At 65.5% G+C, this 26,682-nt stretch carries 23 protein-coding genes; 14 read left to right on the top strand and 9 right to left on the bottom strand.

The genetic code is table 11. From position 1 onward, the window contains the following. Positions 1 to 19 precede the first annotated feature (19 nt). Positions 20 to 610, bottom strand: a complete 591-nt coding sequence (locus tag CTR55_RS24970) for a 2-hydroxychromene-2-carboxylate isomerase (RefSeq protein ID WP_296290311.1) — start codon at positions 608 to 610, stop codon at positions 20 to 22. Positions 611 to 692: 82 nt separating this feature from the next. Next, entirely contained in the window at positions 693 to 1,421 is a 729-nt protein-coding gene (locus CTR55_RS24965) for an SDR family oxidoreductase (protein WP_296290309.1), read from the bottom strand. Positions 1,422 to 1,527: 106 nt separating this feature from the next. Between CTR55_RS24965 and CTR55_RS24960 the strand changes: the two genes are divergently transcribed. After that, positions 1,528 to 2,091 (top strand): TetR/AcrR family transcriptional regulator, encoded by a 564-nt coding sequence (locus CTR55_RS24960; protein ID WP_296290308.1) that lies wholly within the window; start codon positions 1,528 to 1,530, stop codon positions 2,089 to 2,091. Between the two features lie 107 nt (positions 2,092 to 2,198). Here CTR55_RS24960 and CTR55_RS24955 read toward each other — a convergent pair whose 3' ends face one another. The 7 genes from CTR55_RS24955 to CTR55_RS24925 all read right to left on the bottom strand — a co-directional run bounded on the left by CTR55_RS24955 (position 2,199) and on the right by CTR55_RS24925 (position 9,689). Further along, positions 2,199 to 2,948, bottom strand: coding sequence for a sulfite exporter TauE/SafE family protein (locus CTR55_RS24955; RefSeq protein ID WP_296290306.1), 750 nt, complete (start codon positions 2,946 to 2,948; stop codon positions 2,199 to 2,201). Between the two features lie 160 nt (positions 2,949 to 3,108). Beyond that, positions 3,109 to 4,098, bottom strand: a complete 990-nt coding sequence (locus CTR55_RS24950; protein ID WP_296290304.1) for a sulfate ABC transporter ATP-binding protein — start codon at positions 4,096 to 4,098, stop codon at positions 3,109 to 3,111. Positions 4,099 to 4,112: 14 nt separating this feature from the next. Next, positions 4,113 to 4,985, bottom strand: coding sequence for a sulfate ABC transporter permease subunit CysW (cysW, locus tag CTR55_RS24945; RefSeq protein ID WP_296290303.1), 873 nt, complete (start codon positions 4,983 to 4,985; stop codon positions 4,113 to 4,115). A gap of 10 nt (positions 4,986 to 4,995) precedes the next feature. After that, a complete protein-coding gene (cysT, locus tag CTR55_RS24940; RefSeq protein WP_296290302.1) occupies positions 4,996 to 5,814 on the bottom strand; it encodes a sulfate ABC transporter permease subunit CysT in 819 nt (272 codons plus the stop codon). Between the two features lie 123 nt (positions 5,815 to 5,937). Continuing rightward, on the bottom strand, positions 5,938 to 6,936 hold the full coding sequence (locus CTR55_RS24935; protein ID WP_296290300.1) for a sulfate ABC transporter substrate-binding protein: 999 nt from the start codon (positions 6,934 to 6,936) through the stop codon (positions 5,938 to 5,940). Positions 6,937 to 7,093: 157 nt separating this feature from the next. Then, the gene (gene oscA / locus CTR55_RS24930) at positions 7,094 to 7,276 is read right to left on the bottom strand and encodes a sulfur starvation response protein OscA (RefSeq protein ID WP_088419983.1); all 183 of its coding nucleotides are present in this window, start codon (positions 7,274 to 7,276) and stop codon (positions 7,094 to 7,096) included. A 139-nt stretch (positions 7,277 to 7,415) separates the two neighbouring features. Then, complete coding sequence (locus tag CTR55_RS24925) at positions 7,416 to 9,689, bottom strand: GGDEF and EAL domain-containing protein (RefSeq protein WP_296290297.1); 2,274 nt, start codon at positions 9,687 to 9,689, stop codon at positions 7,416 to 7,418. Between the two features lie 181 nt (positions 9,690 to 9,870). Here CTR55_RS24925 and desA point away from each other — a divergent pair, with 181 nt between their 5' ends. From desA to CTR55_RS24860, 13 genes are all read left to right on the top strand, one after another. Beyond that, positions 9,871 to 11,052: a delta-9 fatty acid desaturase DesA gene (gene desA / locus CTR55_RS24920; RefSeq protein WP_296290296.1), complete on the top strand. Its 1,182-nt coding sequence runs from the start codon at positions 9,871 to 9,873 to the stop codon at positions 11,050 to 11,052. A gap of 138 nt (positions 11,053 to 11,190) precedes the next feature. After that, positions 11,191 to 12,159 (top strand): sensor domain-containing diguanylate cyclase, encoded by a 969-nt coding sequence (locus tag CTR55_RS24915; RefSeq protein WP_296290294.1) that lies wholly within the window; start codon positions 11,191 to 11,193, stop codon positions 12,157 to 12,159. 574 nt (positions 12,160 to 12,733) lie between these two features. Further along, positions 12,734 to 13,213 (top strand): hypothetical protein, encoded by a 480-nt coding sequence (locus tag CTR55_RS24910; RefSeq protein ID WP_296290293.1) that lies wholly within the window; start codon positions 12,734 to 12,736, stop codon positions 13,211 to 13,213. Then, positions 13,213 to 14,622, top strand: coding sequence for a hypothetical protein (locus tag CTR55_RS24905; protein WP_296290292.1), 1,410 nt, complete (start codon positions 13,213 to 13,215; stop codon positions 14,620 to 14,622). The genes CTR55_RS24910 and CTR55_RS24905 overlap by 1 nt, the downstream gene beginning before the upstream one ends. Before the next feature lie 80 nt (positions 14,623 to 14,702). Beyond that, positions 14,703 to 15,797, top strand: a complete 1,095-nt coding sequence (locus CTR55_RS24900; protein WP_296290290.1) for a DegT/DnrJ/EryC1/StrS family aminotransferase — start codon at positions 14,703 to 14,705, stop codon at positions 15,795 to 15,797. A gap of 10 nt (positions 15,798 to 15,807) precedes the next feature. Beyond that, complete coding sequence (locus CTR55_RS24895) at positions 15,808 to 17,328, top strand: oligosaccharide flippase family protein (RefSeq protein WP_296290289.1); 1,521 nt, start codon at positions 15,808 to 15,810, stop codon at positions 17,326 to 17,328. A gap of 2 nt (positions 17,329 to 17,330) precedes the next feature. After that, positions 17,331 to 18,260 carry a glycosyltransferase gene (locus CTR55_RS24890; RefSeq protein ID WP_296290287.1) on the top strand — a complete coding sequence of 310 codons (930 nt, stop codon included), beginning with the start codon at positions 17,331 to 17,333 and terminating at the stop codon, positions 18,258 to 18,260. A gap of 31 nt (positions 18,261 to 18,291) precedes the next feature. Then, a complete protein-coding gene (locus CTR55_RS24885) occupies positions 18,292 to 20,505 on the top strand; it encodes a polysaccharide biosynthesis tyrosine autokinase (protein ID WP_296290285.1) in 2,214 nt (737 codons plus the stop codon). 27 nt (positions 20,506 to 20,532) lie between these two features. After that, positions 20,533 to 21,282, top strand: a complete 750-nt coding sequence (locus CTR55_RS24880; protein ID WP_296290283.1) for a WbqC family protein — start codon at positions 20,533 to 20,535, stop codon at positions 21,280 to 21,282. Then, positions 21,279 to 21,800 carry a transcription/translation regulatory transformer protein RfaH gene (gene rfaH, locus CTR55_RS24875; RefSeq protein ID WP_296290281.1) on the top strand — a complete coding sequence of 174 codons (522 nt, stop codon included), beginning with the start codon at positions 21,279 to 21,281 and terminating at the stop codon, positions 21,798 to 21,800. Before CTR55_RS24880 ends, rfaH begins: the two co-directional genes overlap by 4 nt. Before the next feature lie 52 nt (positions 21,801 to 21,852). Further along, positions 21,853 to 22,851, top strand: coding sequence for a glycosyltransferase (locus CTR55_RS24870; protein ID WP_296290280.1), 999 nt, complete (start codon positions 21,853 to 21,855; stop codon positions 22,849 to 22,851). Then, positions 22,848 to 24,083: a glycosyltransferase family 4 protein gene (locus CTR55_RS24865; RefSeq protein WP_296290278.1), complete on the top strand. Its 1,236-nt coding sequence runs from the start codon at positions 22,848 to 22,850 to the stop codon at positions 24,081 to 24,083. The genes CTR55_RS24870 and CTR55_RS24865 overlap by 4 nt, the downstream gene beginning before the upstream one ends. Continuing rightward, positions 24,052 to 26,667, top strand: a complete 2,616-nt coding sequence (locus CTR55_RS24860) for a hypothetical protein (protein WP_296290277.1) — start codon at positions 24,052 to 24,054, stop codon at positions 26,665 to 26,667. The genes CTR55_RS24865 and CTR55_RS24860 overlap by 32 nt, the downstream gene beginning before the upstream one ends. Positions 26,668 to 26,682 lie beyond the last annotated feature (15 nt).

Below are 26,682 nucleotides of genomic sequence, written 5' to 3'. Positions count from 1 at the left end.
CTGTGGGATGCGGACCGCTTTACGCCAACGCTTCGCGAACGAAGTCGAGGCGATCCTGACCGAAGAACATCTCGCTACCGACGAACATCGTCGGCGCGCCGAACATCCCGCGCTTGATCGCCGCCTCGGTGTTGGCCTTCAGCGCATCCTTCACTTCCTGCTCGGCGGTCAGCGCCAGCGGCGCCTGCGGGTCGAAGCCCGCCTCGGCCAGCAACGGGCCGAGCACCGCCGGGTCGCCCAGGTTCAGCGCGTCCACCCACATGCCCTTGAATACGCAGGCCAGCAGCGCCTCGAAGCGTTCCGGCTGGCGCAGCTGCACGCCGGTGGCGGCGCGCATCAGCGTCAGGGTGTTGATCGGGAAGTACGGATTCATCTTCAGCGGCACGCCATAGCGGCGGGCGAAGCGCAGCATGTCGAGCATCGTGTAGCGGCCCTTGGCCGGGATGGCGATGGGCGAGGCATTGCCGGTGGCCTGGAACACACCGCCCAGCAGCACCGGGCGATAGACCAGCTCGGCGCCCGCCTCGGCGCAGATCGCCGGCAGTTGGGTGTAGGCCAGGTAGGAAGTCGGGCTGCCGAAATCGAAGTAGAACTCGACGCTTTTGCTCATGAGTGGCTTTCTCTTTTTATAGGTTTGCAAAATCGGATTCCAACGACGTCTGGCCGACACGCAGCGAGTCGTCTGTCGATTTTTACCAGCGCTCGATCCAGGGGCGCAGGTCGAGTTCGAAGGTCCAGGCATCGCGTGGCTGCGAGTGCAGGTACCAGTAACTGTCGGCGATATGCTCGGGGTCGAGGATGCCGTCCTGGTCCTTCAATGCGTAGCGTTCGGGGAAGGTCTCGCGGATGAATTCGGTGTCGATGGCGCCGTCCACCACTACGTGGCCGACGTGCAGGCCCATCGGCCCCAGCTCGCGGGCCATGCTCTGGGCCAGCGCGCGGATGCCGTGCTTGGCCCCGGCGAAGGCGGCGAAGCCGGAAGCGCCGCGCAGGCCGGCGGTGGCGCCGGTGAAGAGGAGGGTCCCGCGCTGGCGTTTGACCATGCGCTTGGCCACCTCGCGGCCGGTGAGGAAGCCGGAGAAGCAGGCCATTTCCCAGATCTTGAAGTACTTGCGCGCGGTCTCTTCGAGGATGCTGCAGGGCACGTTGGCGCCGATGTTGAAGACGAAGGCTTCGATGGGGCCGATGTCGCGCTCGATGGTTTCCACCAGCTCGATCACCGCCTCTTCCTTGCGCGCATCGGAGGCGAAACCGTGGGCTTCGCCGCCTTCGGCGCGGATCTGATCCACCAGCGGCTGCAGCTTGTCCGCCGAGCGCCGGGTGACGCAGGCGACATAGCCTTCACGGGCGAAGCGGCGGGCGATGGCGCCGCCGGTGGCATCGCCGGCGCCGATGACCAGGACGACTTTCTTGTTCGACATGCTCGTTTCCTCTGCGGTTGCGCGAAATTGGGTAAACGGTCGTTAGGTAAACGAACGTTATGTTAATCTGTGCAGCATCGTCAACCGCTTCGCCGGAGTCGCCCCGATGCGCTACTCAGCCACCCACAAGGAAGAAACCCGCCAGCGCCTGCTCGACAGCAGCGGCGCGCTCGCCAAGCAGGGCGGCTTCGCCACTTCCGGTGTGGACGGGCTGATGAAGGCGGTGGGCTTGTCCGGTGGGGCGTTCTACAACCACTTCGGTTCGAAGGATGAACTGTTCGCCGCCATCGTCGAACGCGAGTTGCAGCAGAGCGTCGAGCGCCTCGCCGCCAAGGGCAAGGTGCTCGACCGTGCGCGCCTGGAGCGCGGCCTGAAGCGCTACCTGAGCGTCAGCCATGTGCAGGATGCCGGCGCCGGCTGCGCGATTCCGGCGCTGGGCGCGGAGATCGCCCGCGCCGATGAATCCGTGCGGCAGAGCGCCGAGGATGCGCTGCTGGAGTTGCAGCAGGCCTGGGGCGAGGCGCTGGGTTCGCCGGAAGACGCCTGGGCGTTGCTGGCGCAATGTGTCGGCGCGCTGGTGGTGGCGCGGATGGTTGCCAGCGAGAAGACCCAGAAGGCGATCATCGAATCGAGCCGGGACTTCCTCCTGCGGCATCTCGACGAGCAGTGAGGTGCAGCTCCGCTGGCTGCGAACTCGTAGGGCGCATAACGCCTACGGCCTGCGGGGCCAGGTTCGCGAGCAAGCTCGCTCCTACGAAAAGCAGCTCGGCGTAGGCTTCAAAAACCGCGTATCGCCAGGTCCGCACCGAGTAGCAACAGCCCGCCGAAGAAACAGCGGCGGAACGCCAGCGGGCTGATCCGCGAGCGCAGCCAGGTGCCCAGGTACATGCCTGCCAGTGCCGGTAACAGCGCTAGCAGTGACAGGCCGAGCACGTCCGCCTGCAGCAGCGAGCCGTGCTGACTGAGAGTGATCGCCAGGGCCAGCGTCGAGACGGTGAAGGACAGCCCCAGCGCCTGCACCAGGTCGTCTTTCTCCAGGCCCAGGGCCTGCAGGAAAGGCACGGCGGGAATCACGAAGACGCCGGTCACGGCGGTAACGCCGCCGGTGATCACGCCGATCAGCGGCGATAGCCAGCGCTCATGCCGCGGGGCCACGCTGAAGCGTTTGTTCGATAGCCCCAGCAGCGCATAGAGGATCAGCGCCACGCCCAGCAGCGGCGTGGCCGCCGGCCAGTTTTCCCCAGCCAGCCACCAGCCCACGGCCAGTGTGCCGACGACGATGCCGATGAGCATTCCCCACAGCCGCTTGAGCAGCCCGAGGAAGCGCGGCCCGGCGGCGAGCTGCCAGACGTTGGTGACGGTGGAGGGGACGACGAGAATGGCAGCCGCTTGCATGGGCGGCATCACCAGCCCGAGCAGCCCGACGGCGACGGTGGGCAGGCCGAGGCCCACCACGCCTTTCACCAGGCCGGCGAGGAGGAAGGTGAGGACGATCAGTTCGAGGTGCTGGGGAAGGGCGTCGAACATGGCCGGGCCTTGTTGAAAGCAAGGTCTGCAGGATACGAGGGTTTGGAAGTCAGGGGAAAGCACGGGTGGCTTTTGTAGGAGCGAGCTTGCTCGCGAACAACCCCCGCTGCGGGGCCGGGTTCGCGAGCAAGCTCGCTCCTACGAAAAGCGTCGCGCCCGATCAGATATTCGCCACCGGCTGATAGGCCTTCGGCTTGAAGTACAGCGTCTCGCCACGGGCGAGGCCGGTCAGGCTGTCGTGGTCCTTCACCACTTCGGCCTCGATCAGCTCGTCCTGGCCGTCGACCTTGAGGGTCACGCGGGTAATCGCGCCCAGCGGGCGGATGTCGCGGACTTCGGCGGCGCGGTGTTCAGCCACTTCGGAGCGCGACAGCGAAACCTCGTGCGGGCGGAACAGCACGTGCTCGTCGCCGCCGATGTGCAGGCGGTTGGAGTCGCCGAGGAAGTGGTAGACGAAGTCGCTGGCCGGGTTCTCGTAGACCTCGCCCGGCGAGCCGATCTGCTCGATCACGCCCTTGTTCATCACCACGATGCGGTCGGCGACTTCCATCGCTTCTTCCTGGTCGTGGGTGACGAACACGGAGGTCAGGTTGATCTCCTCGTGCAGGCGCGCCAGCCAGCGGCGCAGCTCCTTGCGTACCTTGGCGTCGAGGGCGCCGAAGGGTTCGTCGAGCAGCAGGATCTTCGGCTCGACCGCCAGTGCTCGGGCCAGGGCAATACGCTGGCGCTGACCACCGGAGAGCTGTTCGGGGTAGCGGTCGGACAGCCAGTCCAGCTGCACCATGTTGAGCAGTTCGTGGACCTTCTCGGCGATCCGCGCTTCGCTCGGGCGCTCCTTCTTCGGCTTCATGCGCAGGCCGAAGGCGACGTTGTCGAACACCGTCATGTGGCGGAACAGCGCGTAGTGCTGGAACACGAAGCCGACGTTGCGATCGCGCACGTCGTGCTGCGAGACGTCTTCGCCGTGGAACACGATGTTGCCCGCGTCCGGGGTTTCCAGGCCGGCAATGATGCGCAGCAGGGTGGTCTTGCCGCAGCCGGACGGGCCGAGCAGGGCGACCAGTTCGCCGCTGTGGATGTCGAGGTTGATGTCGTTCAGCGCCTTGAAGGCGTTGAAGTTCTTGCTGACGTTACGGATCTCGATGCTCATGGCGTGGCTCTCACTTATTCATCGTCAGCTTTGACTTTGCTGCGGGACAGGCGCGACTCGCTCCACTGCTTGAGCAGCAGGATGACCAAGGCCATCAGCAGCAGCAGGGTGGCGATGCTGAAAGCGGCGACGTGGTTGTATTCGTTGTAGAGGATTTCGACGTGCAGCGGCAGGGTGTTGGTGACGCCGCGGATGTGCCCGGAGACCACCGATACGGCGCCGAACTCGCCCATGGCCCGCGCGGTGCACAGCACCACGCCGTAGATCAGGCCCCATTTGATGTTCGGCAGGGTCACGTGCCAGAACATCTGCCAGCCGTTGGCGCCGAGCAGGCGTGCGGCCTCTTCCTCCTGGGTGCCCTGTTCCTGCATCAGCGGGATCAGTTCACGGGCGACGAAGGGGAAGGTGACAAAGATAGTCGCCAGGACGATGCCGGGCACGGCGAAGACGATCTGGATGTCGCGGTCCGACAGCCACTCGCCGAAGTAGCCCTGGGCGCCGAACAGCAGTACGTAGATCAGGCCGGCGATTACCGGCGAGACCGAGAACGGCAGGTCGATCAGGGTCACCAGGATGCTCTTGCCGGGGAACTCGAACTTGGTCACGCACCAGGCGGCGGCGACGCCGAACACCAGGTTCAGCGGCACCGAGATGCCCACGGCGATCAGCGTCAGCTTCAGTGCGGCCAGCGCGTCGGGTTCCAGGATGGCTTCGAAGAAGGTGCCGAAGCCCTGCTTCAGCGCCTCGCTCAGCACCACGAACAGCGGCAGCAGCAGGAACACGGCGAAGGCCAGCCAGGCCAGCGCGATCAGGGCGCGGCGGCCCCAGACATTACCCCGGCGAGCAGCGTTGGCAGCGGCCGCGGCGGAAAGGCTTGCGGTACTCATGGCGCGCTCCTCAAGGCGTTTCGATGCGGCGTTGCAGCAGGTTGATCAACAGCAGCAGGACGAAGGCGACGACCAGCATCAGCACGCCGATGGCGGTGGCGCCGGTGTAGTCGTACTGGTCCAGCTTGACCATGATCAGCAGCGGCAGGATTTCGGTTTTCATCGGCATGTTGCCGGCAATGAAAATCACCGAGCCGTACTCGCCGACGCCGCGGGCGAAGGCCAGGGCGAAGCCGGTCAACCAGGCCGGCAGCAGTGCGGGCAGGAGGACGTAGCGGAACACTTGCAGCGGCTTGGCGCCCAGGCAGGCGGCGGCTTCCTCGACCTCTCGCGGGATGTCCGCGAGCACCGGCTGCATGGTCCGGACCACGAACGGCAGGACCACGAAGGTCAGCGCCAGGGTGATGCCCAGCGGGGTGTAGGCGATCTTCAGGCCGATCTCGGTGGCGAAGCGGCCGACCAGGCCGTTGGGCGCGTACAGCGCGGTCAGCGCGATACCGGCCACGGCGGTGGGCAGGGCGAAGGGCAGGTCGATCATTGCGTCGATGATCTTGCGCCCCGGGAAGCGGTAGCGCACCAGCACCCAGGCCAGCAGGGTGCCGATCACGCCGTTGATCAGGGCGGCGATCAGCGCGGTGCCGAAGCTCAGCTTGAGCGCGGCGATCACGCGCGGCGCGGTGATGATGGTCCAGAACTGATCCCAGGAAAGCTGGGTCGTCTTGAGGAACATGGCCCCCAGCGGAATCAGCACCAACAGGCTGAGATACACCAGGGTGTAGCCCAGAGTCAGCCCGAAGCCGGGTATGACCGGGGAGATGCGTCGCGACATTGTCTGTCCTTTCTCGTTAACGCGTTGAGCCCTCGCCATGGGGCGGGGGTTTTCCTTCCACGCGGGCTGTGCACCGGCCTGCGTGGAGCGGGCCGCCCGGCGCGAGGCCGGGCGGGTGGCGCATCACTGCGCCTGGTAGATCTTGTCGAAGATGCCGCCGTCGTTGAAGAACTTGGGCTGCGCGACTTTCCAGCCGCCGAAGTCCTTGTCGATGGTCACCAGGTTGAGTGTCGGGAACTGGTTGGCGAACTCGGCGGCGACCTTGGCATTACGCGGACGGTAGAAGTTCTGCGCGGCGATGCGCTGGCCTTCTTCGCTGTACAGGTACTTCAGGTATTCCTCGGCGACCTTGCGGGTGCCTTTCTTGTCGACGGTCTTGTCGACCACGGCCACCGGCGGCTCGGCGAGGATGGACACGGACGGCACGACGATCTCGAAGTTCTCGCCGCCCTGTTCCTTCTTGGCCAGGAAGGCTTCGTTCTCCCACGCCAGCAGCACATCGCCGATGTTGTTGTTGACGAAGGTGATGGTCGATCCGCGGGCGCCAGTGTCCAGAACCGGCACGTGCTTGTACAGGTTCTTCACGTATTCCTGGGCCTTCTCGTCGCTGCCGTATTCCTTCTTCGCCCAGGCCCAGGCGGCGAGGAAGTTCCAGCGGGCGCCGCCGGAGGTCTTCGGGTTCGGGGTGATGACTTCCACGCCCTGCTGGGTCAGGTCGCCCCAGTCCTTGATGCCCTTGGGGTTGCCCTTGCGCACCAGGAACACGATGGTCGAGGTGTAGGGGGTGCTGTTGTCGGGCAGGCGGGCCTGCCAGTCGGCGGGCAGCAGCTTGCCCAGCTTGTTCAGTTCGTCGATGTCGCCGGCCAGGGCCAGGGTCACCACGTCGGCCTTCAGGCCGTCGATCACGGCGCGGGCCTGTTTGCCCGAGCCACCGTGGGATTGCTGCACGGTGAGGTCGTCACCGCCCTGGGCCTTCCAGTGCTTGATGAAGGCGGCGTTGTAGGCCTGGTACAGCTCGCGGGTCGGGTCGTAGGAAACGTTGAGCAGTTGGGTCGCGGCGGATACGGGGCCTGCGATCAAGGCGCTGGCCAGTGCGGCCAGGGCGAAACGGCGGATGGACATGTGCAGCTCCTGAAAAAATGCAGTTCTTTATGTTTGTTGGGCAGGGTCTTTCGGGGGAGGGGCGTTGTCAGCCACGCATTCGCGGCTGACAGCTGCAGTACCGGTGGGGCAGTTCGGTCATGGCGACGCTCCGGGTGTCCAGTCGGTCCGCTCGGGCTCAGGCAGGTTTGCCGGGAGTCTGTTGCAGGCGGAATTTTTCCTTGCGCTCGATCTGCACCACCTGGCCGTTGTGCACGGTGATCTCGACGGCGCCGAAACGCAGGCCACGCAGGGCGCTCTGCACTTCGCGCAGGATGTTGGCTTCGTCCTGGCCGTCCAGGCTACGGAGGGTTGCGCTCATGGGTATCAGCTCCTAATGGGTTGACCACCGGCCGATTCACCAACGGCGCGTGCGGTGTGAGCGCATCTTAGGCAGGAGCTGAATATTCTTAAAAATACTGTTTAAGAATTTTTATATACCCAAAAGTTTTAGAGCGATGTCAGGCGGTGTCGCGTGGCAGTTGCGGCAGCAGAGCGCTGGCCGGCTGCGGGGCGCCGTACCAGTAACCCTGGCCGAAGTTGCAGGCGTGGGTGAGGAGGAAGGCGGCCTGGTCGGGCCGCTCGATGCCCTCGGCGACCACCTGCAGGCCCATGCTCTGGCCCAGGGCGATCACCGCGCAGGCGATGGCGGCGTCCTCGGATTCGTCCGGCAGGCCGGCGACGAAGCCCTGGTCGATCTTCAGCTTGTGCACCGGCATGCGCTTGAGGCGCATCAGTGAGGAGTAGCCGGTGCCGAAGTCGTCGATGGCCAGGTGCACCCCCAGCAGGCGCAGCTGGCAGAGCAGCTCCAGGGCCTGGTCGAAGTTTTCCATCACCGCACTTTCGGTGATTTCCAGCTCCAGGTGATGCGGCTCCAGGCCGCTCTGCTCCAGGGCCAGGGCCACACGCTCCTCCAGGCCGCCGCGGCCGAACAGCCGGCTGGAGACGTTGACCGCGATGAAGTCCAGGCCGACGCCCGCGTCGAGCCACTGGCGCATCTGCCGGCAGGCCTGCTCCAGCACCCAGGCGTCGATGGCGGTGATCAGGCCGCTTTCCTCGGCCACCGGGATGAACCCGCTGGGCGCGATCAGCCCCTTTTGCGGATGCTGCCAGCGCACCAGCGACTCGACCCCGACCATGCGGCCGCTGGCCAGGTCGTGCACCGGCTGGAAGTACAGGCGCAGTTCGTCGTGGTCCAGCGCATGGCGCAGCGCCGACTCCACCTGCACATGGGAGCGCGCGCGGGCGGTGAGTTCGGGGGTATAGAAGGCGTAGAGGTTGCGCCCGCTGGCCTTGGCCTGGAACAGCGCGGCGTCGGCGTGCTGCAGCAGGTGGTCGACATTGCGCGCGTCCTCGGGGAACAGGCTGACGCCCAGGCTCACCGAGATATAGATAACCTGCCCGTTGACCTCGAAGGGCGCGCTCATCGCTTCCAGCAGGCGCTGGGCGAGGCTGCTGGCGTGGTGCGGCTGCTGGCTCTCGAGGACCACGGCGAATTCGTCACCGCCCAACCGCGCCAGGCAGCAGCGTTCGTCCAGGCAGTTCTCCAGGCGCTCGGCCACGGCGCGGATCAGCAGGTCGCCGATGTTGTGGCCGAGGCTGTCGTTGATGTGCTTGAAGTGGTCGAGGTCGATGCTCAGCAGCGCGCCGCCGCCCTGTTCGCGCTCGGCGCGGGCCAGCGCCTGATCGATGCGTTCGCGCAGCAGCAGGCGATTGGGCAGGCCGGTGAGCGGGTCGTGGTGGGCGAGGAAGTCGAGTTCGTGCTGCGAGCGCTTGAGGCTGCTGAGGTCGGAGAACACCGCCACATAATGGGTCAGTTCGCCCTCGTCATTGCGCACCGCACGAATGTGCTGCCACTGCGGGTACACCTCGCCGCTCTTGCGGCGGTTCCAGATTTCGCCGCTCCACACGTCCTGATCCTGCAGGGCCGTCCACATGCGCTGGTAGAAGGCATCGTCCTGGCGACCGGACTTGAGCAGCGACGGCTGGCCGCCGAGCACGTCCTCGGCGCTGTAGCCGGTGATGCGCGAGAAGGACGGGTTGGTGTGCACGATCACGCCGCGTGCATCGGTCACCAGCAGGCCTTCCTGGGTCGCCTCGAACACGGCGGCGGCCTGGCGCAGATGGTCTTCGTTGTTGCGCTGGCGGGTGATATCGCGGCTGACGCCTGTCAGGCGCAGCGGCCGGCCGCTCTCGTCGCGGCTGACCCGGCCACTGCTGCGCACCCAGCGGTAGCTGCCGTCGCTGTGGCGGATGCGGTAGACGCATTCCAGCGGCGAGCGCAGGCCTTCGATGCAGTCCTGGTGGGCGGCGACGACGGCGGCGCGGTCGTCCGGGTGCAGGCGGTGTTCCCACAGCAGCAGGTCGTCGCTCAGGCGCTCGTGGGGCAGGCCGATCAGTTCGGCGTAGGCGGGGGAATAGTGGACGCGGTGGGTGTCCAGGTCCCAGTCCCAGATGCCGTCCTCGACCACTTCGAAGGCGCGGCTCAGGCGGCGCTCGCGGTCAAGCAGGGCTTCCAGCGCGCGATGCTGGGCGCGGAAGTGGCGCCAGAGCAGGAAGAACAGCAGCAGCGAGGTGATACCGAGGAACAGGTACCTCTTCACCTCCATCCAGCGCGTCAGTGAGGCGGGATCGATGAGCACCTTTTGTAACCATTGGTCACTGAGCAGCACCCAGAGGGTGCCCAGGGCCAGGTACAACAGACTGATGCGCAGGGCGCTGAGGCGAGGATTCATGCGGTAGCGGATTGGATTTATTGGCTGTGCAGTATGAATGATGGCCACTTGGGCGCATTTGTATCTAAAAGACCGGATGGAATTCCGGACCCGCTTAGTGATAATGCGGGCTGACTTTTCCCGGCAAGGCATGTCCGGCGAAGACGTAGTCCTACACTCCTTTCGAGGTACAGTATCGCCTATGTGGTACAACGGTTTCCTTGATCTGTCGCCGTGGCAACTGGTGGCAGTCACCCTGGTCCTGACCCATATCACCATCGTCGGTGTCACGGTCTACCTGCATCGCTACTCCGCGCATCGGGCGCTCGAACTGCACCCGGCGCTGCAGCACTTCTTCCGCTTCTGGCTGTGGCTGACCACCGCCATGAACACCCGCGAGTGGACGGCGATTCACCGCAAGCACCACGCCAAGTGCGAAACCGCCGAAGACCCGCACAGCCCGGTTTACAAGGGCCTGGGCACCGTGCTGCGCACCGGCGCCGAGCTGTATCGCAAGGAGGCGGAGAACGCCGATACCCTGCGTATCTATGGCAAGAACTGCCCGGAAGACTGGATCGAACGCAACGTCTATTCGCGCTACCCCACCGGCGGCATCGTGCTGATGGCAATCATCGACCTCGCGCTGTTCGGCGTGCTCGGCATGACCGTCTGGGCCGTGCAGATGATGTGGATCCCCGTGTGGGCCGCCGGCGTCATCAACGGCCTGGGCCATGCCATCGGCTACCGCAACTTCGAGTGCCGCGACGCCGCTACCAATCTTGTGCCCTGGGGCATCCTGATCGGCGGTGAGGAGCTGCACAACAATCACCACACCTACCCGAACTCGGCGAAGCTGTCGGTGAAGAAGTGGGAGTTCGACCTGGGCTGGGCCTGGATCAAGGTCTTCAGCTTCCTGCGCCTGGCCAGGGTCGCCCGCGTGGCGCCCATCGCCCACCGCGTGGAAGGCAAGGGCAGCCTGGACATGGACACCGCCATGGCCATCCTCAACAACCGCTTCCAGATCATGGCGCAGTACCGCAAGCTGGTGATCGGCCCGCTGGTGAAGCAGGAACTGGCCAAGGCCGACGAGTCGGTGCGCCACCTGTTCCGTCGCGCCAAGCGCCTGCTCTCGCGGGAGACCAGCCTGCTGGAGGAGCGCCACCACGCACGCATCCAGGACCTGCTCGCACAGAGCCAGTCCCTGCAGGTGATCTACGAGAAGCGCCTGGCGCTGCAGCAGATCTGGGTGAAAACCAGCGCCAACGGCCACGACATGCTCGCCGCGATCAAGCAGTGGGTACACGAGGCGGAGGCCAGTGGCATCCAGTCCTTGCGCGAGTTTGCCGAGCAACTGAAGACCTATTCGCTGCGTCCAGCCGTCTGAGTGGCGGAAACGTCCTGAGACGTTGAGAGATGCATCTGAAGAAAAGCCCGCCGTTCGGCGGGCTTTTCGTTTAATTTGCAGCAGCGCGGCGTAGTTTTCGGTCATAGCCCCGGTCAATGAGCGGGAGGATGCTGATACATGGATGAAAATAGATTACCGGCCGATCAGGAAGAGGCCTTGCTGGCGCTGCTGCACAGTCGAGCCGAGGTGACGCGCCTGAAGGAGCGCGAACAGCTTTTCAGCGCACTGCTGGCCAGCGTCAACTCGGTGCTCTGGGCATTGGACTGGCAGACCCAGCGCATGGTCTATGTCAGCCCTGCCTACGAGCGCATTTTCGGCCGCTCCGCCGCACTACTGCTGGCGGACTACAGTGAGTGGCGCAACTGCATCTACCCCGATGACCTGGACTACGCCCAGAGCACCCTGCAGGAGGTTCTGGAGCGCGGCGCCATCGAGCAGCGCGAATACCGCATCCTGCGTGCCGACGGCGAGGTGCGCTGGCTCAGCGACAAGTGCTTCGTCAGCCAGCACAGCGACGCCGGGTTGCCGCTGATGATTGTCGGCATCGCCGAGGACATCACCGACAAGAAGCACCTGGAGACCGAGCTGCACCGCCTGGCGACCACCGACGTACTGACCCAGAGCAGCAACCGCCGCTACTTCTTCGACAGCGCCGAGCAGGCCTTCCGCGACTGCAAGGCGACCTCTACACCGCTGGCGTTCCTGCTGCTGGATGTGGACGACTTCAAGAAGATCAACGATGTCTACGGCCATCAGGTCGGCGACGTGGTGCTGCAACGTATCGCCCAGAGCGGTGCCGGAGCGTTGCGCCGCGGCGATCTGTTCGGCCGCATCGGCGGTGAGGAATTCGCCGTGCTGCTGCCCGGTTGCGACGAGAACATGGCGCGGCAGATCGGGGAGCGCCTGCAGCGCGAGGTGCAGCGTCTGCGCTTCAACGAGGCCGAGCATTTCTTCAGCGTGACCATCAGCCAGGGGCTCACCCTGCTACAGCCCGATGACCAGAATCTTTCCGCGCTGTACAGCCGTGCCGACGCGGCGCTGTATCAGGCAAAACGCACCGGAAAGGATCGCATTGTTCAGGGATGAAACACTCCGCCGCGTCCGCGCGGCAGGGTTAATACTTTCCGATTAATACCTTTTGCGCCGATGCGACGGTGTATGTGCGTGCTGTCAAAAGGCTTGTGTCGGGATTATGACGCCTTATAAATCAACAAGTTATAATGCACGAATTGCCTTTTGTCGGATTCTTGGCGTGGCGTTGCTTCGTTGATTGACATGCCTTCACCCCCCCCACTATTACTATTCACATAGCAATATCGTGTGGTGTCTGGATGAGACACCTCAGGGAGCAGTCGCACGAGCAGTGTGTCACGGAAGATTCTGCCACCTCTTCTTCCTGTCACTTTCCTATCGCTGCCTGACAACTTCCGTCAGCCCCCTCGCTGCGGAAGCGCGATAGATTTTTGCTTTTGTTTTTCCAGATTTTCGGAACATGGCCGAAGGGCGGTAGCTTTGCCCAGCGAAAAGTAACGGCCACTCCAGGGACGAACAGTTGATTGTCGTTAGTTGAATCGGGTCATTCGAACTCGGGCGGTAGCCTTGTCTTCGAGTTTTGCCAATGGCCCGGCGCAGAGCAACTCCTGATCTGGAGTGAGTGACGATGGCCGCTGGAATAATGGAAAAAGACGGAACTTCTGGTGCCGTCGAAAAAAGCAAAAAGAGCAGCGCTTTCCTGGCGGAAAGTGTTTCGCTGGTGAAACTGCGGGAGAGTGACGCCGATCCCCGTGGCGTTAATGAAAAGTTTAGTCGAGCGGCTTCTGTTAGTTCGAAAGTTTGTTATGCCGATATTTTAAGGTGTAGCTCTGGGTGTAACAAAGCTGAACTTTCGGCTGATCTTGAGCTGCGCCAGACGTTATTTGTTTCATCCCTGATACAGCAACTTCGGCCCACTCCCGAAGTTCTTCTGTCGGCGTCCGCCTTCCATTCCGAACTCACTCCCGCGACCTTCCCGAACAAGGTGCGTGCCGAGGCGGCTGCGCCGCGAGTGACGGAATTCCGGCGCGTTCGCCGCCATCTGGCCGGCCGACAGCGCCGGCATCACGAGAGCTGCGCGCCTCGCCGCGCTGGGAGTCAAGGCTGATGGCCGAGCAATCGCTTCGTTCCAACTATGCCTGTGTGGTCGGCGGCGCCGGCCCGGCAGGCATGGGCTTCCTGTTCAACGCCTACAAGACCGGTGCGCTGGCGAGTCTCGCGCGCGATGGCCTGCTGGTGGTGGACGCTGCTTTGGCGGTCGGCCGTGGCCGGCTGGGGGACTATCACATCACCGCCAACTCGGTGGGCGATGTGTTCCTCGACTGCCTGCGCGATCCGGCGTTACTGCCGATCTTCGCACCGCTGGCGCACTCCTCGGCGTTCCGCGCTCTGCAGAACGACCCCCACGGCGCGCCGATGCTCACGCAGGTGGGCGAGCTGCTGGCGCATGCCTCCACGCTGTTCATGCGCTACGTCACCGAGCACCTGGGCGTCGAAGTGGCGCTGGGGACGCGCATCGAGAAGATCACCGCGCAGGATGACGGCAGCTTCCAGCTGGCGCTGCGCAGTGGCTCCCACGGCGTGCAGGTCGACGCTGGGACGCTGGTGATGAACCTGGGTGGCCGGCAGAACCGCGAATACCTGAACTGGAGCCTGGCCGAGCAGGACCTGCACCTGTCCCACGACGGCCCCACGGTCTACTCCTCCGACGCGCTGCTCAGCCTGAACCCTGCCGAGCTGGTGGAGCTGTTCGGCGACCGGGTCACTCCCGGCAGCCGCTTCACCGTGGTCGGTGGCTCCCACAGCGCCTTCTCGATCCTCGACAACCTGGCCTGCGCCCTCGATTGCCTGGGCCTCGAGCAGATCACCCTGCTGCACCGTGCGCCGATCCGCCTGTTCTTCGAGAGTGCCGAGGAAGCCCGCGCGGCCGGCTACGTAGTGGATGAAGGCATGGATGTCTGCCCGGTCTCCGGACGGGTCAACCGCTCCGGCGGCCTGCGCTACCGCGCCCACCAGGTCGGCACCGACGTGCTGTCCAACGGGGTCGTCAGCGGCACCCGGGTGAAGGTCGAACTGCTGTGCCTGGAAGACCGCTCGCCCGCCGTGCGCGAGCGCCTGGAACAGTGCTGCAGCGAGGACGGCGTGTTCGTCCAGGCCATCGGCTACCAGCCCTGCCTGCCAGCCCTGCGCCACGCCAACGGTGAACCGCTGCAGGTACGCGAGAGCAAGGGCGGGCTGGATTCCGACGCCGCCGGCTGCCTGCGTGACAGCACCGGCCAGCCGATCCCCGGCCTCTACAGCTTCGGCCTGGGCTCGGGCCTTGCGGCCAACCCGATGCTGGGCAGCGAACGCTCCTTCGACAGCCGTATCTATGGCGTCTGGCAGTTCCACCACGACGCCAGCGGCCGGGTCATCGAAGCCATCCAGGAACACCTGGCCAGCCGCACGCCACAAGCCGCGCAAGCCATGGACACCGGCATCGACGAAGCGCCCTTCGCGCTGTCGGCGCTGGGTTGAGCCGGCGCGTGCGCCGGCTCTGAATCCCACAGGCTTTCCATCAAACAGACGGACTTTCCATCCAACAGAGGGATGCGACCGTGATCAATGTGACCAAGACCTACCTGGGCAACCTGGACAAGTTCAAGGCCTACGTGGACCAGATCTATGCCTCCGGCTGGATCACCAACCACGGCCCCTTCGTCACGGAGTTGGAAGAGCGCCTGCAAGACTACTTCGGCGTTCGCCATGTGATTCTCACCAACAACGGCACCATCGCCCTGCAGGTGGCCTACCGCGCCCTGGGCGTGACCGGCAGTGCCGTGACTACCCCCTTCAGCTTCGTTGCCACCAGCAGCACGCTGCAGTGGGAGAGCATCCGCCCGCGCTTCGCCGACATCGACGCGCGGACCTGGAACCTCGACCCTGCGCGCATCGAAGCCAGCCTTGCGCCGGATACCACCGCCATCGTCGCCACCCACGTGTTCGGTAATCCCTGTGCGGTGGAGGAGATTCAGGCGGTGGCCCAGCGCAACCAGTTGAAGGTGATCTACGACGGCGCCCACGCCTTCGGTTCGCGCTATCGCGACCGTTCGGTGCTGGCCTGGGGTGACGCCACCACCCTGAGCTTCCATGCCACCAAGCTGTTCCACACCATCGAGGGCGGCGCCATCGTCACCTCCGATGACGATCTGGCCAGGCAGATCCGCCTGATGTGCAACTTCGGCATCGCCGGCGTCGACCAGATCGTCGGTCTGGGCATCAACGCCAAGCTCAACGAGTTCTCCGCGGCCATGGGCCTGTGCGTGCTCGACGATATCGACAGCATCCTCGCCCAGCGCGAGGAGATCGCCGCGCGCTACACCGCCGCGCTCAGCGGCTACTACGACCTGCAGGCCAGCGAGAGCTACGCGCGGCTGAACAACAGCTACTACCCCATCGGCCTGCGTGACGAAGCCCAGGTCTTGCGCGTGCGCACCGCGCTGAACGAGGTCGGGATCAACCCGCGGCGTTACTTCTACCCGTCGCTGGATACCCTCGACTACCTCGCCCCGCAGGTGCCGCAGGTGCAATCGCGCGAACTGAGCCAGCGCATCCTCTGCCTGCCGCTGTATCCGGGGCTGCCCCAGGAGGTCCAGCGCGCGGTGATCGAAGTGCTGCTGCTGGAAAGCGGCCGCGTCGCCGTCGCGGTGTAAGGGGACGATCATGCGCACCGCACGCTCGCTGTCGATGGTCCGCAATACCCTGATCAATTACGCAGGGCAGGCGTACGCCATCGTCATCGGCATCCTGATCCAGCCGTTCTACCTCGGCCACCTCGGGGCCGAGGCGTACGGCCTGATCGGCTTCTTCGCGGTGCTGCAGAGCTGGCTGCTGCTGCTGGATGTCGGCCTGTCACCGGCGCTGGTGCGCCAGGTCGCCCATGGCCGTGGCGTGAACGGCGAAGGCCAGGACCAGGCGCGCCTGCTGCGCTCCTTCGAGCTGATCCTGCTGCCGCTGACCTTGTTCAGCAGCCTGGCGGTGTGGGGCGGCAGCACCTGGATTTCCGGGCAGTGGCTGAACGTGCAGCAGCTTTCGCCCGAGCTGGTGGCGCAGTGCATCAGCCTGATGGGCCTGCTGGTGGCCCTGCGGCTGTACGCCACCCTGTACCGCAGCGCGCTGCAGGGCCAGGAGCTGCACGGCTTCATCAACGCGGTGAACGTGTTCATCACCACGTTGCGCTATTTCGGCGGCCTGCTGCTGGTGGCGCAGGTCAGCCAGGATCCGCTGGTGTTCTTTCAGTTCCAGGTCGCGGTGTCGCTGATCGAGACGCTGCTGCTGGGCGGCAAGGCCTACCTGTGGCTGGACGTGCGCCTGTTGACCCGCTTCTGCTGGGACACGGTACGCCCGGTGCTGCCGTTCGCCCTGGGCATGTCCTTCACCTCCTGCCTGTGGATCGTGCTCACCCAGCTGGACAAGGTCCTGCTGTCGAACCTGCTGCCCTTGCAGCAGTACGGTTACTTCTCCCTGGTGGCGCTGATTTCCGGCGGCATCCTCACGCTGGTCAACCCGCTGGCGCAATCGCTGCTGCCACGCATGACCATGCTGGTGGCCGAAGAACGCCACGAAGACATGCAGCAGCTCTATCTCAAGGCGAACCGCTTCGTCTGTGTGCTGCTGTTCCCGATGGTCGCGGTGATCGCCGCTCATGGTCATGACCTGGTCCTGGCCTGGAGCGGCGATGCCGTGGCCGCCAGTTGGTGCCGGCCGATCCTGGCGTGGTACGTACTCGGCTCAGGCCTGATGGCGGTGGCCAGCTTCCAGTTCTACCTGCAGTACGCCCACGGCCAACTGCGCATGCACGTCTGGTACAGCGCCATCTCGACCCTGGTGACGGTGCCGCTGGTGATTGCCAGCGCCTACCTGTATGGCGTGGTGGGCGTGGCGCTGTGCTGGTTCGGCCTGCGCCTGGTGTCGTTCCTGATCTGGCCGGCGATCGTGCACCGCACCTTCGCCCCCGGCCTGCACGGCGCCTGGATGCGCGACACCCTGCAGATCGCCGCGCTCAGTGCTGCCGGGCTGCTGATCAGCGAACCCTTCTACACGCTGCTGGCCCGCTCCGGCGAGCGCCTGTGGCTGCTCGCGGCACTGGCCGTGTGCGGCCTGATCACCCTGTTCCTCGTGGGCGCGGGCTCTGCCCCGGCTTTGCTGCGCCTGTTCAAACCGTCCCACAAGCCGAGTGTCTAGACATGGATATCCGCTCCGAGCTGCAGATCCTCTCCAATTGGCCGGAAGACCCGAAGCCCCTTTTGAGCATCGTTTGCCTGGCCTACAACCAGGTGAACTACATCGGCCGCACGCTGGACAGCTTCCTCGAGCAGGTCACCGATTTCCGCTTTGAAGTGCTGGTCAACGACGACGCCTCCAACGACGGCACCAGCGAGCTGATCGCCGACTACGCCGCACGTTATCCGCACATCATCAAGCCGATCTTCCACAAGGAAAACCAGTACTCCAAGGGCTTCTCCCACGGCCTGCCGGTGTTCCGCAAGGCGCGTGGTCGCTACATCGCCTACTGCGAGGGCGACGACTACTGGACCGACCCGCGCAAGCTGCAGATCCAGGTCGACTTCCTGGAGAAGAACCCGGACTACGTGATCACCTACCACGACGCCTACACCTACAACGAGGACGGCGTGATCAAGCCCCGGCAGCTCACCGGCAAGTACCGCCGCGACGCCAGCCGCCTGGAGCTGCAACAGGCGCGGCCGATCTCCACGCTCACCACCTGCTTCCGCAACGTGCTCACCGAGATGCCCGAGGAGCTGCGCACCACGCGCATGGTCGACCTGTGCTGGTGGTCGCTGCTGGGCGCCTTCGGCAAGGGCCGCTTCATCGAGGAAATCCGCCCGGCCGCCTACCGCGTGCACAAGGGCGGGATCTTCTCCATGCAGGCCGACCGCGTGCAGCAGCAGATGACCCTGCACACCTATTACTGCCTGTCGCGCTACTACCAGCGCCTGGGTAACCAGGCACTCAACGAGTACTTCCTGATGCAGGTCTGCCGGCTGTCCATGGCGGCCATTTCGCCCATGCGCAAGGTGCAGGCCTTCCTGATGTTGATCGGCAACCACGGCGCCAACCTGCTCAAGCGGCTGAACCCGATTCAGGCGCGCTGAGCCGCGCCGCCTCACTGGAGGATGGAAGTCCATGAGTGTCATGCCCCGCTCGTCCCTGGAAACGCTCCAGGACACCCGTATCGACGTCGCCGGCCTGTTGCGCCTGCTGTTCGATCACAAGAAGATGATCATTGCCGTCACTGGCCTGTTTGCGGTGCTCGGGCTCTTCTACGCGGTAGTCGCCACGCCGATCTACGTGTCCGGCGCGATGATCCAGATCGAGCAGAAGAAGAACGGCCTCAACGGCACGCCGGAGGTGATCAACCGCCCCGACTCGGTGTCGATCGCCTCCACCGAGATCGAGCTGCTGAAATCCCGCGCGGTGCTCGGCAAGGCGGTGGAGATTCTCAAGCTGGACATCGTCGCCAAACCCCGGCATCTGCCGCTGATTGGTGACTACCTGGCGCGGCGCTACAAGCCCGAAGCCGGGCAGACCCTGGCTGCGCCCTGGCTGGGCATGGGTTCCTACGCCTGGGGCGGCGAGCAGATCAAGGTGTTCTCCCTCGACGTGCCGGAAGAGTACCTGGGCGAGCCGCTGACCCTGGTGGCCGATGGTGGCGAGGCCTACCACCTGCTCAACGCCGACGACGAGCTTATCCTGCGTGGCGAGCTGAAGAAGCCCGTGATGGAGAAGGGCTTCAGCATTGAGGTGGACGAGCTGGTGGGGCGCCCCGGCACCGAGTTCACCCTGGTGAAGAACCGCCTGCTGACCACCACCCTGAACTACCAGAAGCTGCTCAAGGTGGCCGAGGCTGGCAAGGACTCGGGGATCATCTACATGACCCTGGAGGACCCGAACCCGCAGCAGGCTGACCGTATCCTCGACAAGATCAGCCACCTCTATGTGCTGCAGAACGTCGAGCGCAGCTCCGCCGAAGCCTCCCAGCGCCTGCAGTTCCTGCGCTCGCAGCTGCCGGTGGTGCGCCTGGAGCTGGAGCACGCCGAAGCCGCCTACAACGCCTACCAGACCACCGCCAAGTCCGCTGACATCAGCGTCGAGACCCGCGGCGTGCTGGACCAGGTGGTGGGCATCGACAACCAGCTGTCCGAACTCAAGCTCAAGCGTGCCGAGTACGACCGCCTCTACACCCCGACGCACCCGACCTACCAGGCCCTGCTCAAGCAAGTGGGCAGCCTGGAAGACCGCAAGGCGCAACTGCAGAAACGCATCCAGACCCTGCCGGCCACCCAGCAGGAACTGCTGCGCCTGTCCCGTGACATGCAGGTCACCCGGCAGACTTACACCACCCTGCTGAACAAGGCCCAGGAGCAGGACATCATCCGCGCCGGCACCATCGGCAACGTGCGGGTGATCGACACCGCCCAGGCCAACGTGGAGCAGCCGGCCAAGCCGATGCGCAAGGTCATCGTGCTGCTCGCCACCCTGCTCGGCTTCTGCGTCGCCCTGGGCATCCTGTTCCTGCGCCAGGCTTTCTACCGTGGCGTGGAGAACCCCGAAGCGATCGAACAGCTCGGTCTTTCGGTGCTCGCTGCGATCCCCTATTCGCGGCAGCAGGAGCGCCTGGAGAAGGAGCGCAAGGGCGACCTCCTCGGGCACACGCCCAAGCTGCTCGCTGCCTCCGCCCCCGGCGACCTGGCCAACGAGGCGATCCGCAGCCTGCGCACCAACCTGCATTTCGCCCTGCTCGAAGCGCGCAACAACGTGGTGATGCTCACCAGCCCGGCGCCGGGCGCCGGCAAGTCGTTCGTCTCCAGCAACCTCGCGGCCATCGTCGCGCAATCAGGCCTGCGCACCCTGCTGATCGACGCCGACATGCGCAAGGGCTACCTGCACCGGGTGTTCGGCCTGACCCCGCGCCACGGCCTGTCCGACGCGCTGAGTTCGCACCGCCCGCTGAGCGAAGTGATCCTGCCCACCGAAGTCCCGGAGCTGGACTTCATCTCCTGTGGCTTCGCCGCGCCGAACCCTTCCGAGCTGCTGATGCACGACAACTTCGCCCAGCTGCTGCGCGATGCCTCGTCCCTGTACGACCTGGTGATCGTCGATACCCCGCCGGTGCTGGCGGTGACCGACGCCGCCCTGGTCGGCCGGCTGTGCGGCATCTGCCTGCTGGTGACCCGCTTCGGCCAGAGCCCGGCCAGCGAGATCGACACCGCGCGGCGGCGCCTGGCGCAGAGCGGCATCCACCTGCAGGGCGCGATCCTCAATGGCGTGAAGCGCAAGGCCTCGACCGCGGCGTACGACTACGGCGCCTATGCCTACCGCTACGACGCCAAGGACTGAAAGGGAACTTAGGGAAGAGATGCAGCTATGGTCCACATCGTCAGCCTCATGCAGCCGTACCTGTTCCCCTACCTGGGGTACTTCCAGCTGATCGCCGCGAGCAGCCTGTTCATTCTCGGCGACAGCCTGCAGTACACCCGGCGCGGCTGGATCAACCGCAATCGCCTGCTGGTCGGCGGGAAAATCTGGCAGTTCAGTTTTCCCCTGGAACAGGGTTCGCAGACCCAGGCGATCAATGAGCGAAGGCTGAGCGAGCAGATGTGCCTGAGCAATCAGCGCCTGCTGCACACCATCCGCCATGCCTACCACCGTGCGCCGTGCTACCCGCAGGTGATGCCGCTGCTGGAGGAAATCCTCGAACACCCCGAGCGCAACCTGTCGCACTTCGCCGAGCACTCGATCCGCCGCATCTGCCACTACATGGGCATCGACACGCCCATGGCGCGGGTCTCAGAGCTGGACCTGGCCGAGGACATCGGCCGCGACCAGCGCCTGATCGAGGCGGTGAAACAGGCGGGTGGCGACGTTTACCTCAACCCGGAGGGCGGCCGTCACCTGTACTCGCCCGACGTGTTCCAGGCCCATGGCCTGGAACTGCAATTCCTGCGCATGGACGAGCTGAGCTACCCGCAGTTCAGTCCGGATTTCGTCCCCAGCCTGTCGATCATCGACGTGCTGATGTTCAACCCGCCGGACGAGATGCAGCGGTTGCTGGGCCGCTACACCGTGGAACGACCCGCTCCGTCGTCCGACATCCTTGGGGAGTACGAGTCATGAGTGGCGCTTCCGCCGTAGATGCCGCGCAGTACCGCTGGTACCTGATCCAGACCAAGCCGCACCAGGAACTGCGCGCCGAGGAGAACCTCGGTCGCCAGGGTTTCTCCTGCTATCGGCCGCTGGTGGGGCAGGGCGGTCGGCCGCAGCCGCTGTTCCCCGGCTACTTGTTCATCCGCCTCGATCAGCAGCACGACAACTGGTTCCCGATCCGCTCCACCCGTGGCGTGGCGCGCATCGTCAGTTTCGGCGCGCAACCGCTGGCGGTGGCCGACGACCTGGTGGAAGGCATTCGCCAGCGGCTGGCAGCGATGCCTGAGCGCCCGTCCAGCGGCTTCCACCAAGGCCAGGTGGTGCGCGTGAAGTGCGCCGGCGAGTGCGAAGTGGAGGCCATCTTCCTCTGCGACGACGGCACCGAGCGCGGGCTGATCCTGCTCAACCTGCTGCAACGCGAACAACGTATCCGGGTTCCGCTCAGCCAGCTCTCGGCGGTGAGCGGCCACGGCGGCTGGCGCGCCTGACGCGCCCAGCGCCCTCACAAGAGCAGGCACACGAACAAGGAGGAGTGGCGAGATGAATGGATCGACCGTGCTGGTGACGCTGACCTATGGCGATCGCCTGGAGTACCTGGAAGAACTGTTGGCGCGTGCCTTCCGCGAGAAGGACATCACCCGCGCCATCGTGGTCAGCAACGCTTCGGTGGCCGAGCTGGACCAACTGTTCCTGCTCTGGCCCAACCGCGTGCAGGTGATCGAGCTGGACAGCAACACCGGCTCGGCCAATGGCTATGCCGTGGGCATCGAGGCCGCGCTTAAAAGTGGCTGCGACTTCATCTGGCTGATGGATGACGACAACGCACCGACGCCTGGCTCCTTCCCCCTGCTCAAGCAACGCCTGATCGACTGTGCGCTGCGCCATGGCACGGACAACACCGCGGTGCTGGGCTTCCGCCCGAGCCACCAGGCCGACGTAGCCTCCGGCGTGCCGACCCGCTTCGTCACGCCGCCGCGTTCCAGCTACTTCGGGTTCCACGTCCGCCAGTTGCCCTACAAGCTCTGGCGCCGCACGCCCTGGGGCAAGCCCAGGCCGCGCCCGGCGCAGCCACTGCTGGAGCTGCCATTCGCTTACTACGGCGGGCTGCTCGGTCACGCCGACCTGTTCCGCCGCATCGGCCTGCCGCGCCGCGACCTGGTGCTCTACGCCGACGACACCGAGTACACCTTCCGTATCGGCGCCCTGGGCGGCCATCTCTACCTGGTGCCCGAGGCCGGCCTGGACGACCTGGAGAACTCCTGGAACATCAAGGCGCGTACCTCCAACATCTACGAGACCTACCTGCTCGGCAGCTCCGACCTGCGTGCCTACTACGCCGCGCGCAACCAGGCCTGGTTCGACAAGAACCTGTGGGTCACCTCGCCGCGGATGTACCGCTTCAACCGCTGGGTATTCATCCGCCTGCTGCACTTCTTCGCCCGCCGTCACCAGTGCGAAAGCCGCCTGGCGCTGGTGCTGCAGGCGATCCGCGACGGCGAGGCCGGCGCCCTGGGCATGAACCGGGCCTACCCGCTATGAGAGTGCTGCTGCTCAATACCCTGTACGCCCCGCATGTCGCCGGGGGGGCGGAAGTCATGCTGCAGTCCCTGAGCGAAGGGTTGCTGCGCCGTGGCCATGAGGTGCAGGTGGTATGCACCGGCCCCGACAACGGGCTGTGCCGCGAAACGGTCCATGGTGTCGCGGTGCTGCGCGCCGGCCTGCGCAACCTCTACTGGCCGTTCGAGGAGCAGGCCCGCGGGCCGCTGAAACGCCTCGCCTGGCACGCGCTGGATAGCTACAACCGCGGCATGCGCCGGGTGCTGGAGCGGGTGCTGGAAGAGGTTGAGCCGGACATCGTGGTCTGTCACAACCTGTCGGGCTGGTCGATCTCCGCCTGGGACGCGATTCGCGCCGCCGGCCTGCCGATCGTGCAGATCCTCCACGACCAGTACCTGACCTGCCCGCGCAGCACGCGCTTCAGCAACGGCCGGCACTGCGAGGTTCAGTGCACCTCCTGCGCGCTGCTGCGCCGCCCGCATGCCGAGGCCTCCAGCGAGGTGGACGCGGTGGTCGGAGTCAGCCGCTATCAGCTCGACAGCCTGGTCTCGGCGGGGTACTTCGCTCGCAGCCGGAGCTACGTGGTGCACAACGGATCGCCTTTCGCCCCGCAGGCCGACGACCCCGCGCCACTGGAGCGGCACCGGCCGCTGCGTTACGGCTTCATCGGTACGCTGGCCCCCCACAAGGGCGTGGAGTGGCTGCTCGAGGCATTCCGCGATGCGCTGCCCGAGGCGTCGCTGCTGATCGCCGGGCGGGGCGATCCGGAGTACGTGAACCGCCTCAAGGCACAGGCCGATCCGCACCGCGTGCACTTCGTCGGCTATCGCAAGGCCAGCGAGTTCTTCCGCGAGATCGACGTCGCGGTGGTCCCGACGATCTGCCACGAGCCCTTCGGCATGGTGGCGCTGGAGGCCTGCGCCCACCACCTGCCGGTGATCGCGGCCCGGCGCGGCGGGCTGGTGGAAATCATCCACGACGAAGTCAACGGCCTGCTGTGCAACCCTGATGAGCCCGACTCCCTGCGTGTGGCCATCCAACGCCTGGCGCAAGACCCGGAGCTGCGCCGGCGCCTGGCGCTGCGCGCGCGCGGGAGTGTCGAGTCGCTGCTCAGCGTGGAACGGATGCTCGACGAATACGAGGCCGTGCTGCGGCAAACCCTGCTCACCTGCGGAGTGCACCATGGATCTGCAATCCCCGTATCCACGCTTTGAGCCGGCGCGCGGCGTGACCTTCGACCGCTCGTTGCTGGCGCTCGGGGTGCTGATGGCGTTGCTGCTGGTGGAAACCTTCAACGGCGCGCTGCGCTTCTATACCGACCAGGCCGGCCTGTCGGCCATCGTCTACCTGCCCAAGGTGTTCTGCGTGATCGCGGTGGCCTGGGAGCTGATTACCCGTCCGCAGCAGCGCGGCCTGTGGCTGTTGCTGATCCTCGCGGCGGCCTCGCTGCTGCTCGGCCGGCTGCACGGCGCCGAGTTCAAGAGCGGCTTCTTCGCCGTGTTCATCTACGCCCCGTTGCTGTTCGGCCTGCTCTGCGGTCCCTACCTGGAAATGCACCGCAAGGCGGTAGGCTGGGTCATCGCCTTCTGCCTGTTCGCCTCGCTGGTCGGCATTGCCCTGGACCTGCTGATCAACGTGCCGTGGAAGGGTTACACCTACTCCATGGGCGGCGTCGAGATCAGCGGCAACCGCTCCTGGAACGCCTACGGCCTGGACCGTATCGCCGGCTTCTCGCGGATGTCCTCGAGCCTGGCGATGATGCTGGCGATCTTCAGCCTGTACCTGGGCTCGTTCCGCCTGCCGTTGCTGGTTCGCGGGCTGATCTACGCGGCGGCGCTGGTGGGCATCGTGTTGACCACCAACAAGTCCTCCGCCGGCGCCTTCTTCGTCGCCTTGCTGGTGATGAGCGTCAGCCGCCAGCGCCTGCTGTTCCTCTTCGGCGCACTGCTGGTGGTGCTCGGCGCGCTACTGCTGCCGCTGTACGGTCTGTATGCGCCGGTCGACCCGCACCTGGCCAGCGCCACCGGCGACAACCTGATGGGTTCGATGGTGGATCGCCTGGTCAACACCTGGCCGAACCTGATCAAGGTGATGGACTACAACGGCTGGATCTACACCGGCGCCGGCCTGGGCATGACCGGCAGCGCCTATGCCGCCTTCCCGATCTTCGGCGTCGAGCAACTGGCGGTGGCGGACAACTCGTTGCTCTACCTCTGGTGCCTGTTCGGCGTCGCCGGCGGCGCCCTGTACCTGTTGGCCGTGCCGATGCTGATGCGCCTGCAATGCCAGCCCGGCCGTGAAGCCCGCGCGCTGCTCGGCATCGCCTTCTGCATCCTGCTGATCGGCTGGACCAGCGACGTGCTCGAATCGCCGATCCCCAGCCTGTTCCTCGGCCTGGCCATCGGCCGCGCCCTGCGCCTGCCGGACGAGACGGCTCCGCAACCAGCGCCGCGCAGCCTGCGCCTGCAGGGCGGGATGCTCAGCCTGCTGGCCTGCGCGCTGCTGATCGGCGGTGGACTGCAATCGCCTCGGGCGTTGGCCAAGGACGCACCGGTGGAGAATCTCGCTGCGGCGGAATTCATCGTCGGCGCCAGCACCCACCAGAACATCCGCCCCGGCAACCGCGACGGCATCAATCGCCTGGCCCACGAGGCCGGCATCCTGTCGTTCCGCGATGATGCCTACTGGTCCAGCGTCGAGCGTGAACGCGGCGTGCTGTCCATCGATGCGGCGTGGCGCGCTCAGCTACGCAGCACCCGCAGCCTGGGTATCAGCACGTTGCTGATCCTGGGCAACGAAAACCAGTTCTACGGCAACGCCAAGCCGCGTGACGACGCCTCCCGCGAGGGCTACCTGCGCTACGTGCGCTACGTGGTGCGCAGCTTCAAGGGGCAGGTGGCCTTCTACGAAGTGTGGAACGAGTGGGACGTGGAAAACGCCACCGACAAGGACTTCAGCGACGACTACCTGACCCTGGTGCGCGCGACCGCCAAGGTGATTCGCGAGGAAGACCCGCAGGCCAAGGTGCTCGCCGGCGCCGTCACCCTCAAGGGTATTCGCCAGGGCTTCGCCGAGCGTATCGCCAGCGGCGGCGTGCTGGATGTGGTCGACGGTATCTCGTTGCATCCCTCGGTGTACTGCGAGGGCGAGATGTCCACGCCTGAGGCCTGGCTGAACTGGTTCCAGGGTGTGAACCAGAAGCTGGAAACCGCCGCCGGCAAGCCGGTGCCGCTGTACTTCACCGAGTTCAGCTGGCCGGCCCACGAAGGCGCTTGCGGCATCAGCCGCGAGCGCCAGGCCACCTACCTGGCCCGTGCCTACGTGCTGGTGCGCAGCCTGCCCAACGTGAAGGGCGCCTGGTGGTACGACCTGGTGGACGACGGCATCGACCGCACGGACATGGAGCACAACTTCGGCCTGCTCACCGCCGGTGGCCAACCCAAGCCGGCCTACCACGCCATGGCCAGCATCGCCGACATCATCGGCCGCTACCGTTTCGTCGGACGCGTGCCGAACCAGGACCCGAACGTCTACCTGCTGCGCTTCGCCAAGGCCAGCGAGGAAATCCTGGTGGCCTGGACCCTGGGCCACGAGCAGACCCTGAACATCACCAGCAAGCCCGGCAGCAGCGACACCCTCTGGCGCCTGGACGCCACTCGAGGCATCGCCCTCCGCGAGGGCCACCCGGTGCCCTGGCAATGCCCCGAAGGCGGCGGCGAGTGCCAGGCCAACATCCGCATCGACGAGTCGCCCACCCTGGTGCGCAGCGCGTCGGCCCCGCAACTGTCGCTGCGCTGACCCCTCGCGGAGAAG

Source organism: Pseudomonas sp., assembly GCF_002796985.1.
Taxonomy (GTDB): domain Bacteria; phylum Pseudomonadota; class Gammaproteobacteria; order Pseudomonadales; family Pseudomonadaceae; genus Pseudomonas.
Note: the sequence above shows the minus strand (reverse complement) of the source record. Positions and strands in the feature narration are given on the sequence as shown.

Coding starts and splice junctions, on each gene's coding strand:
- CTR55_RS24970 (WP_296290311.1), bottom strand. CDS start 610: ATGAGCAAAAGCGTCGAGTTCTACTTCGATTTCGGCAGCCCGACTTCC.
- CTR55_RS24965 (WP_296290309.1), bottom strand. CDS start 1,421: ATGTCGAACAAGAAAGTCGTCCTGGTCATCGGCGCCGGCGATGCCACC.
- CTR55_RS24960 (WP_296290308.1), top strand. CDS start 1,528: ATGCGCTACTCAGCCACCCACAAGGAAGAAACCCGCCAGCGCCTGCTC.
- CTR55_RS24955 (WP_296290306.1), bottom strand. CDS start 2,948: ATGTTCGACGCCCTTCCCCAGCACCTCGAACTGATCGTCCTCACCTTC.
- CTR55_RS24950 (WP_296290304.1), bottom strand. CDS start 4,098: ATGAGCATCGAGATCCGTAACGTCAGCAAGAACTTCAACGCCTTCAAG.
- cysW (WP_296290303.1), bottom strand. CDS start 4,985: ATGAGTACCGCAAGCCTTTCCGCCGCGGCCGCTGCCAACGCTGCTCGC.
- cysT (WP_296290302.1), bottom strand. CDS start 5,814: ATGTCGCGACGCATCTCCCCGGTCATACCCGGCTTCGGGCTGACTCTG.
- CTR55_RS24935 (WP_296290300.1), bottom strand. CDS start 6,936: ATGTCCATCCGCCGTTTCGCCCTGGCCGCACTGGCCAGCGCCTTGATC.
- oscA (WP_088419983.1), bottom strand. CDS start 7,276: ATGAGCGCAACCCTCCGTAGCCTGGACGGCCAGGACGAAGCCAACATC.
- CTR55_RS24925 (WP_296290297.1), bottom strand. CDS start 9,689: ATGAATCCTCGCCTCAGCGCCCTGCGCATCAGTCTGTTGTACCTGGCC.
- desA (WP_296290296.1), top strand. CDS start 9,871: ATGTGGTACAACGGTTTCCTTGATCTGTCGCCGTGGCAACTGGTGGCA.
- CTR55_RS24915 (WP_296290294.1), top strand. CDS start 11,191: ATGGATGAAAATAGATTACCGGCCGATCAGGAAGAGGCCTTGCTGGCG.
- CTR55_RS24910 (WP_296290293.1), top strand. CDS start 12,734: ATGGCCGCTGGAATAATGGAAAAAGACGGAACTTCTGGTGCCGTCGAA.
- CTR55_RS24905 (WP_296290292.1), top strand. CDS start 13,213: ATGGCCGAGCAATCGCTTCGTTCCAACTATGCCTGTGTGGTCGGCGGC.
- CTR55_RS24895 (WP_296290289.1), top strand. CDS start 15,808: ATGCGCACCGCACGCTCGCTGTCGATGGTCCGCAATACCCTGATCAAT.
- CTR55_RS24890 (WP_296290287.1), top strand. CDS start 17,331: ATGGATATCCGCTCCGAGCTGCAGATCCTCTCCAATTGGCCGGAAGAC.
- CTR55_RS24885 (WP_296290285.1), top strand. CDS start 18,292: ATGAGTGTCATGCCCCGCTCGTCCCTGGAAACGCTCCAGGACACCCGT.
- CTR55_RS24880 (WP_296290283.1), top strand. CDS start 20,533: ATGGTCCACATCGTCAGCCTCATGCAGCCGTACCTGTTCCCCTACCTG.
- rfaH (WP_296290281.1), top strand. CDS start 21,279: ATGAGTGGCGCTTCCGCCGTAGATGCCGCGCAGTACCGCTGGTACCTG.
- CTR55_RS24870 (WP_296290280.1), top strand. CDS start 21,853: ATGAATGGATCGACCGTGCTGGTGACGCTGACCTATGGCGATCGCCTG.
- CTR55_RS24865 (WP_296290278.1), top strand. CDS start 22,848: ATGAGAGTGCTGCTGCTCAATACCCTGTACGCCCCGCATGTCGCCGGG.
- CTR55_RS24860 (WP_296290277.1), top strand. CDS start 24,052: ATGGATCTGCAATCCCCGTATCCACGCTTTGAGCCGGCGCGCGGCGTG.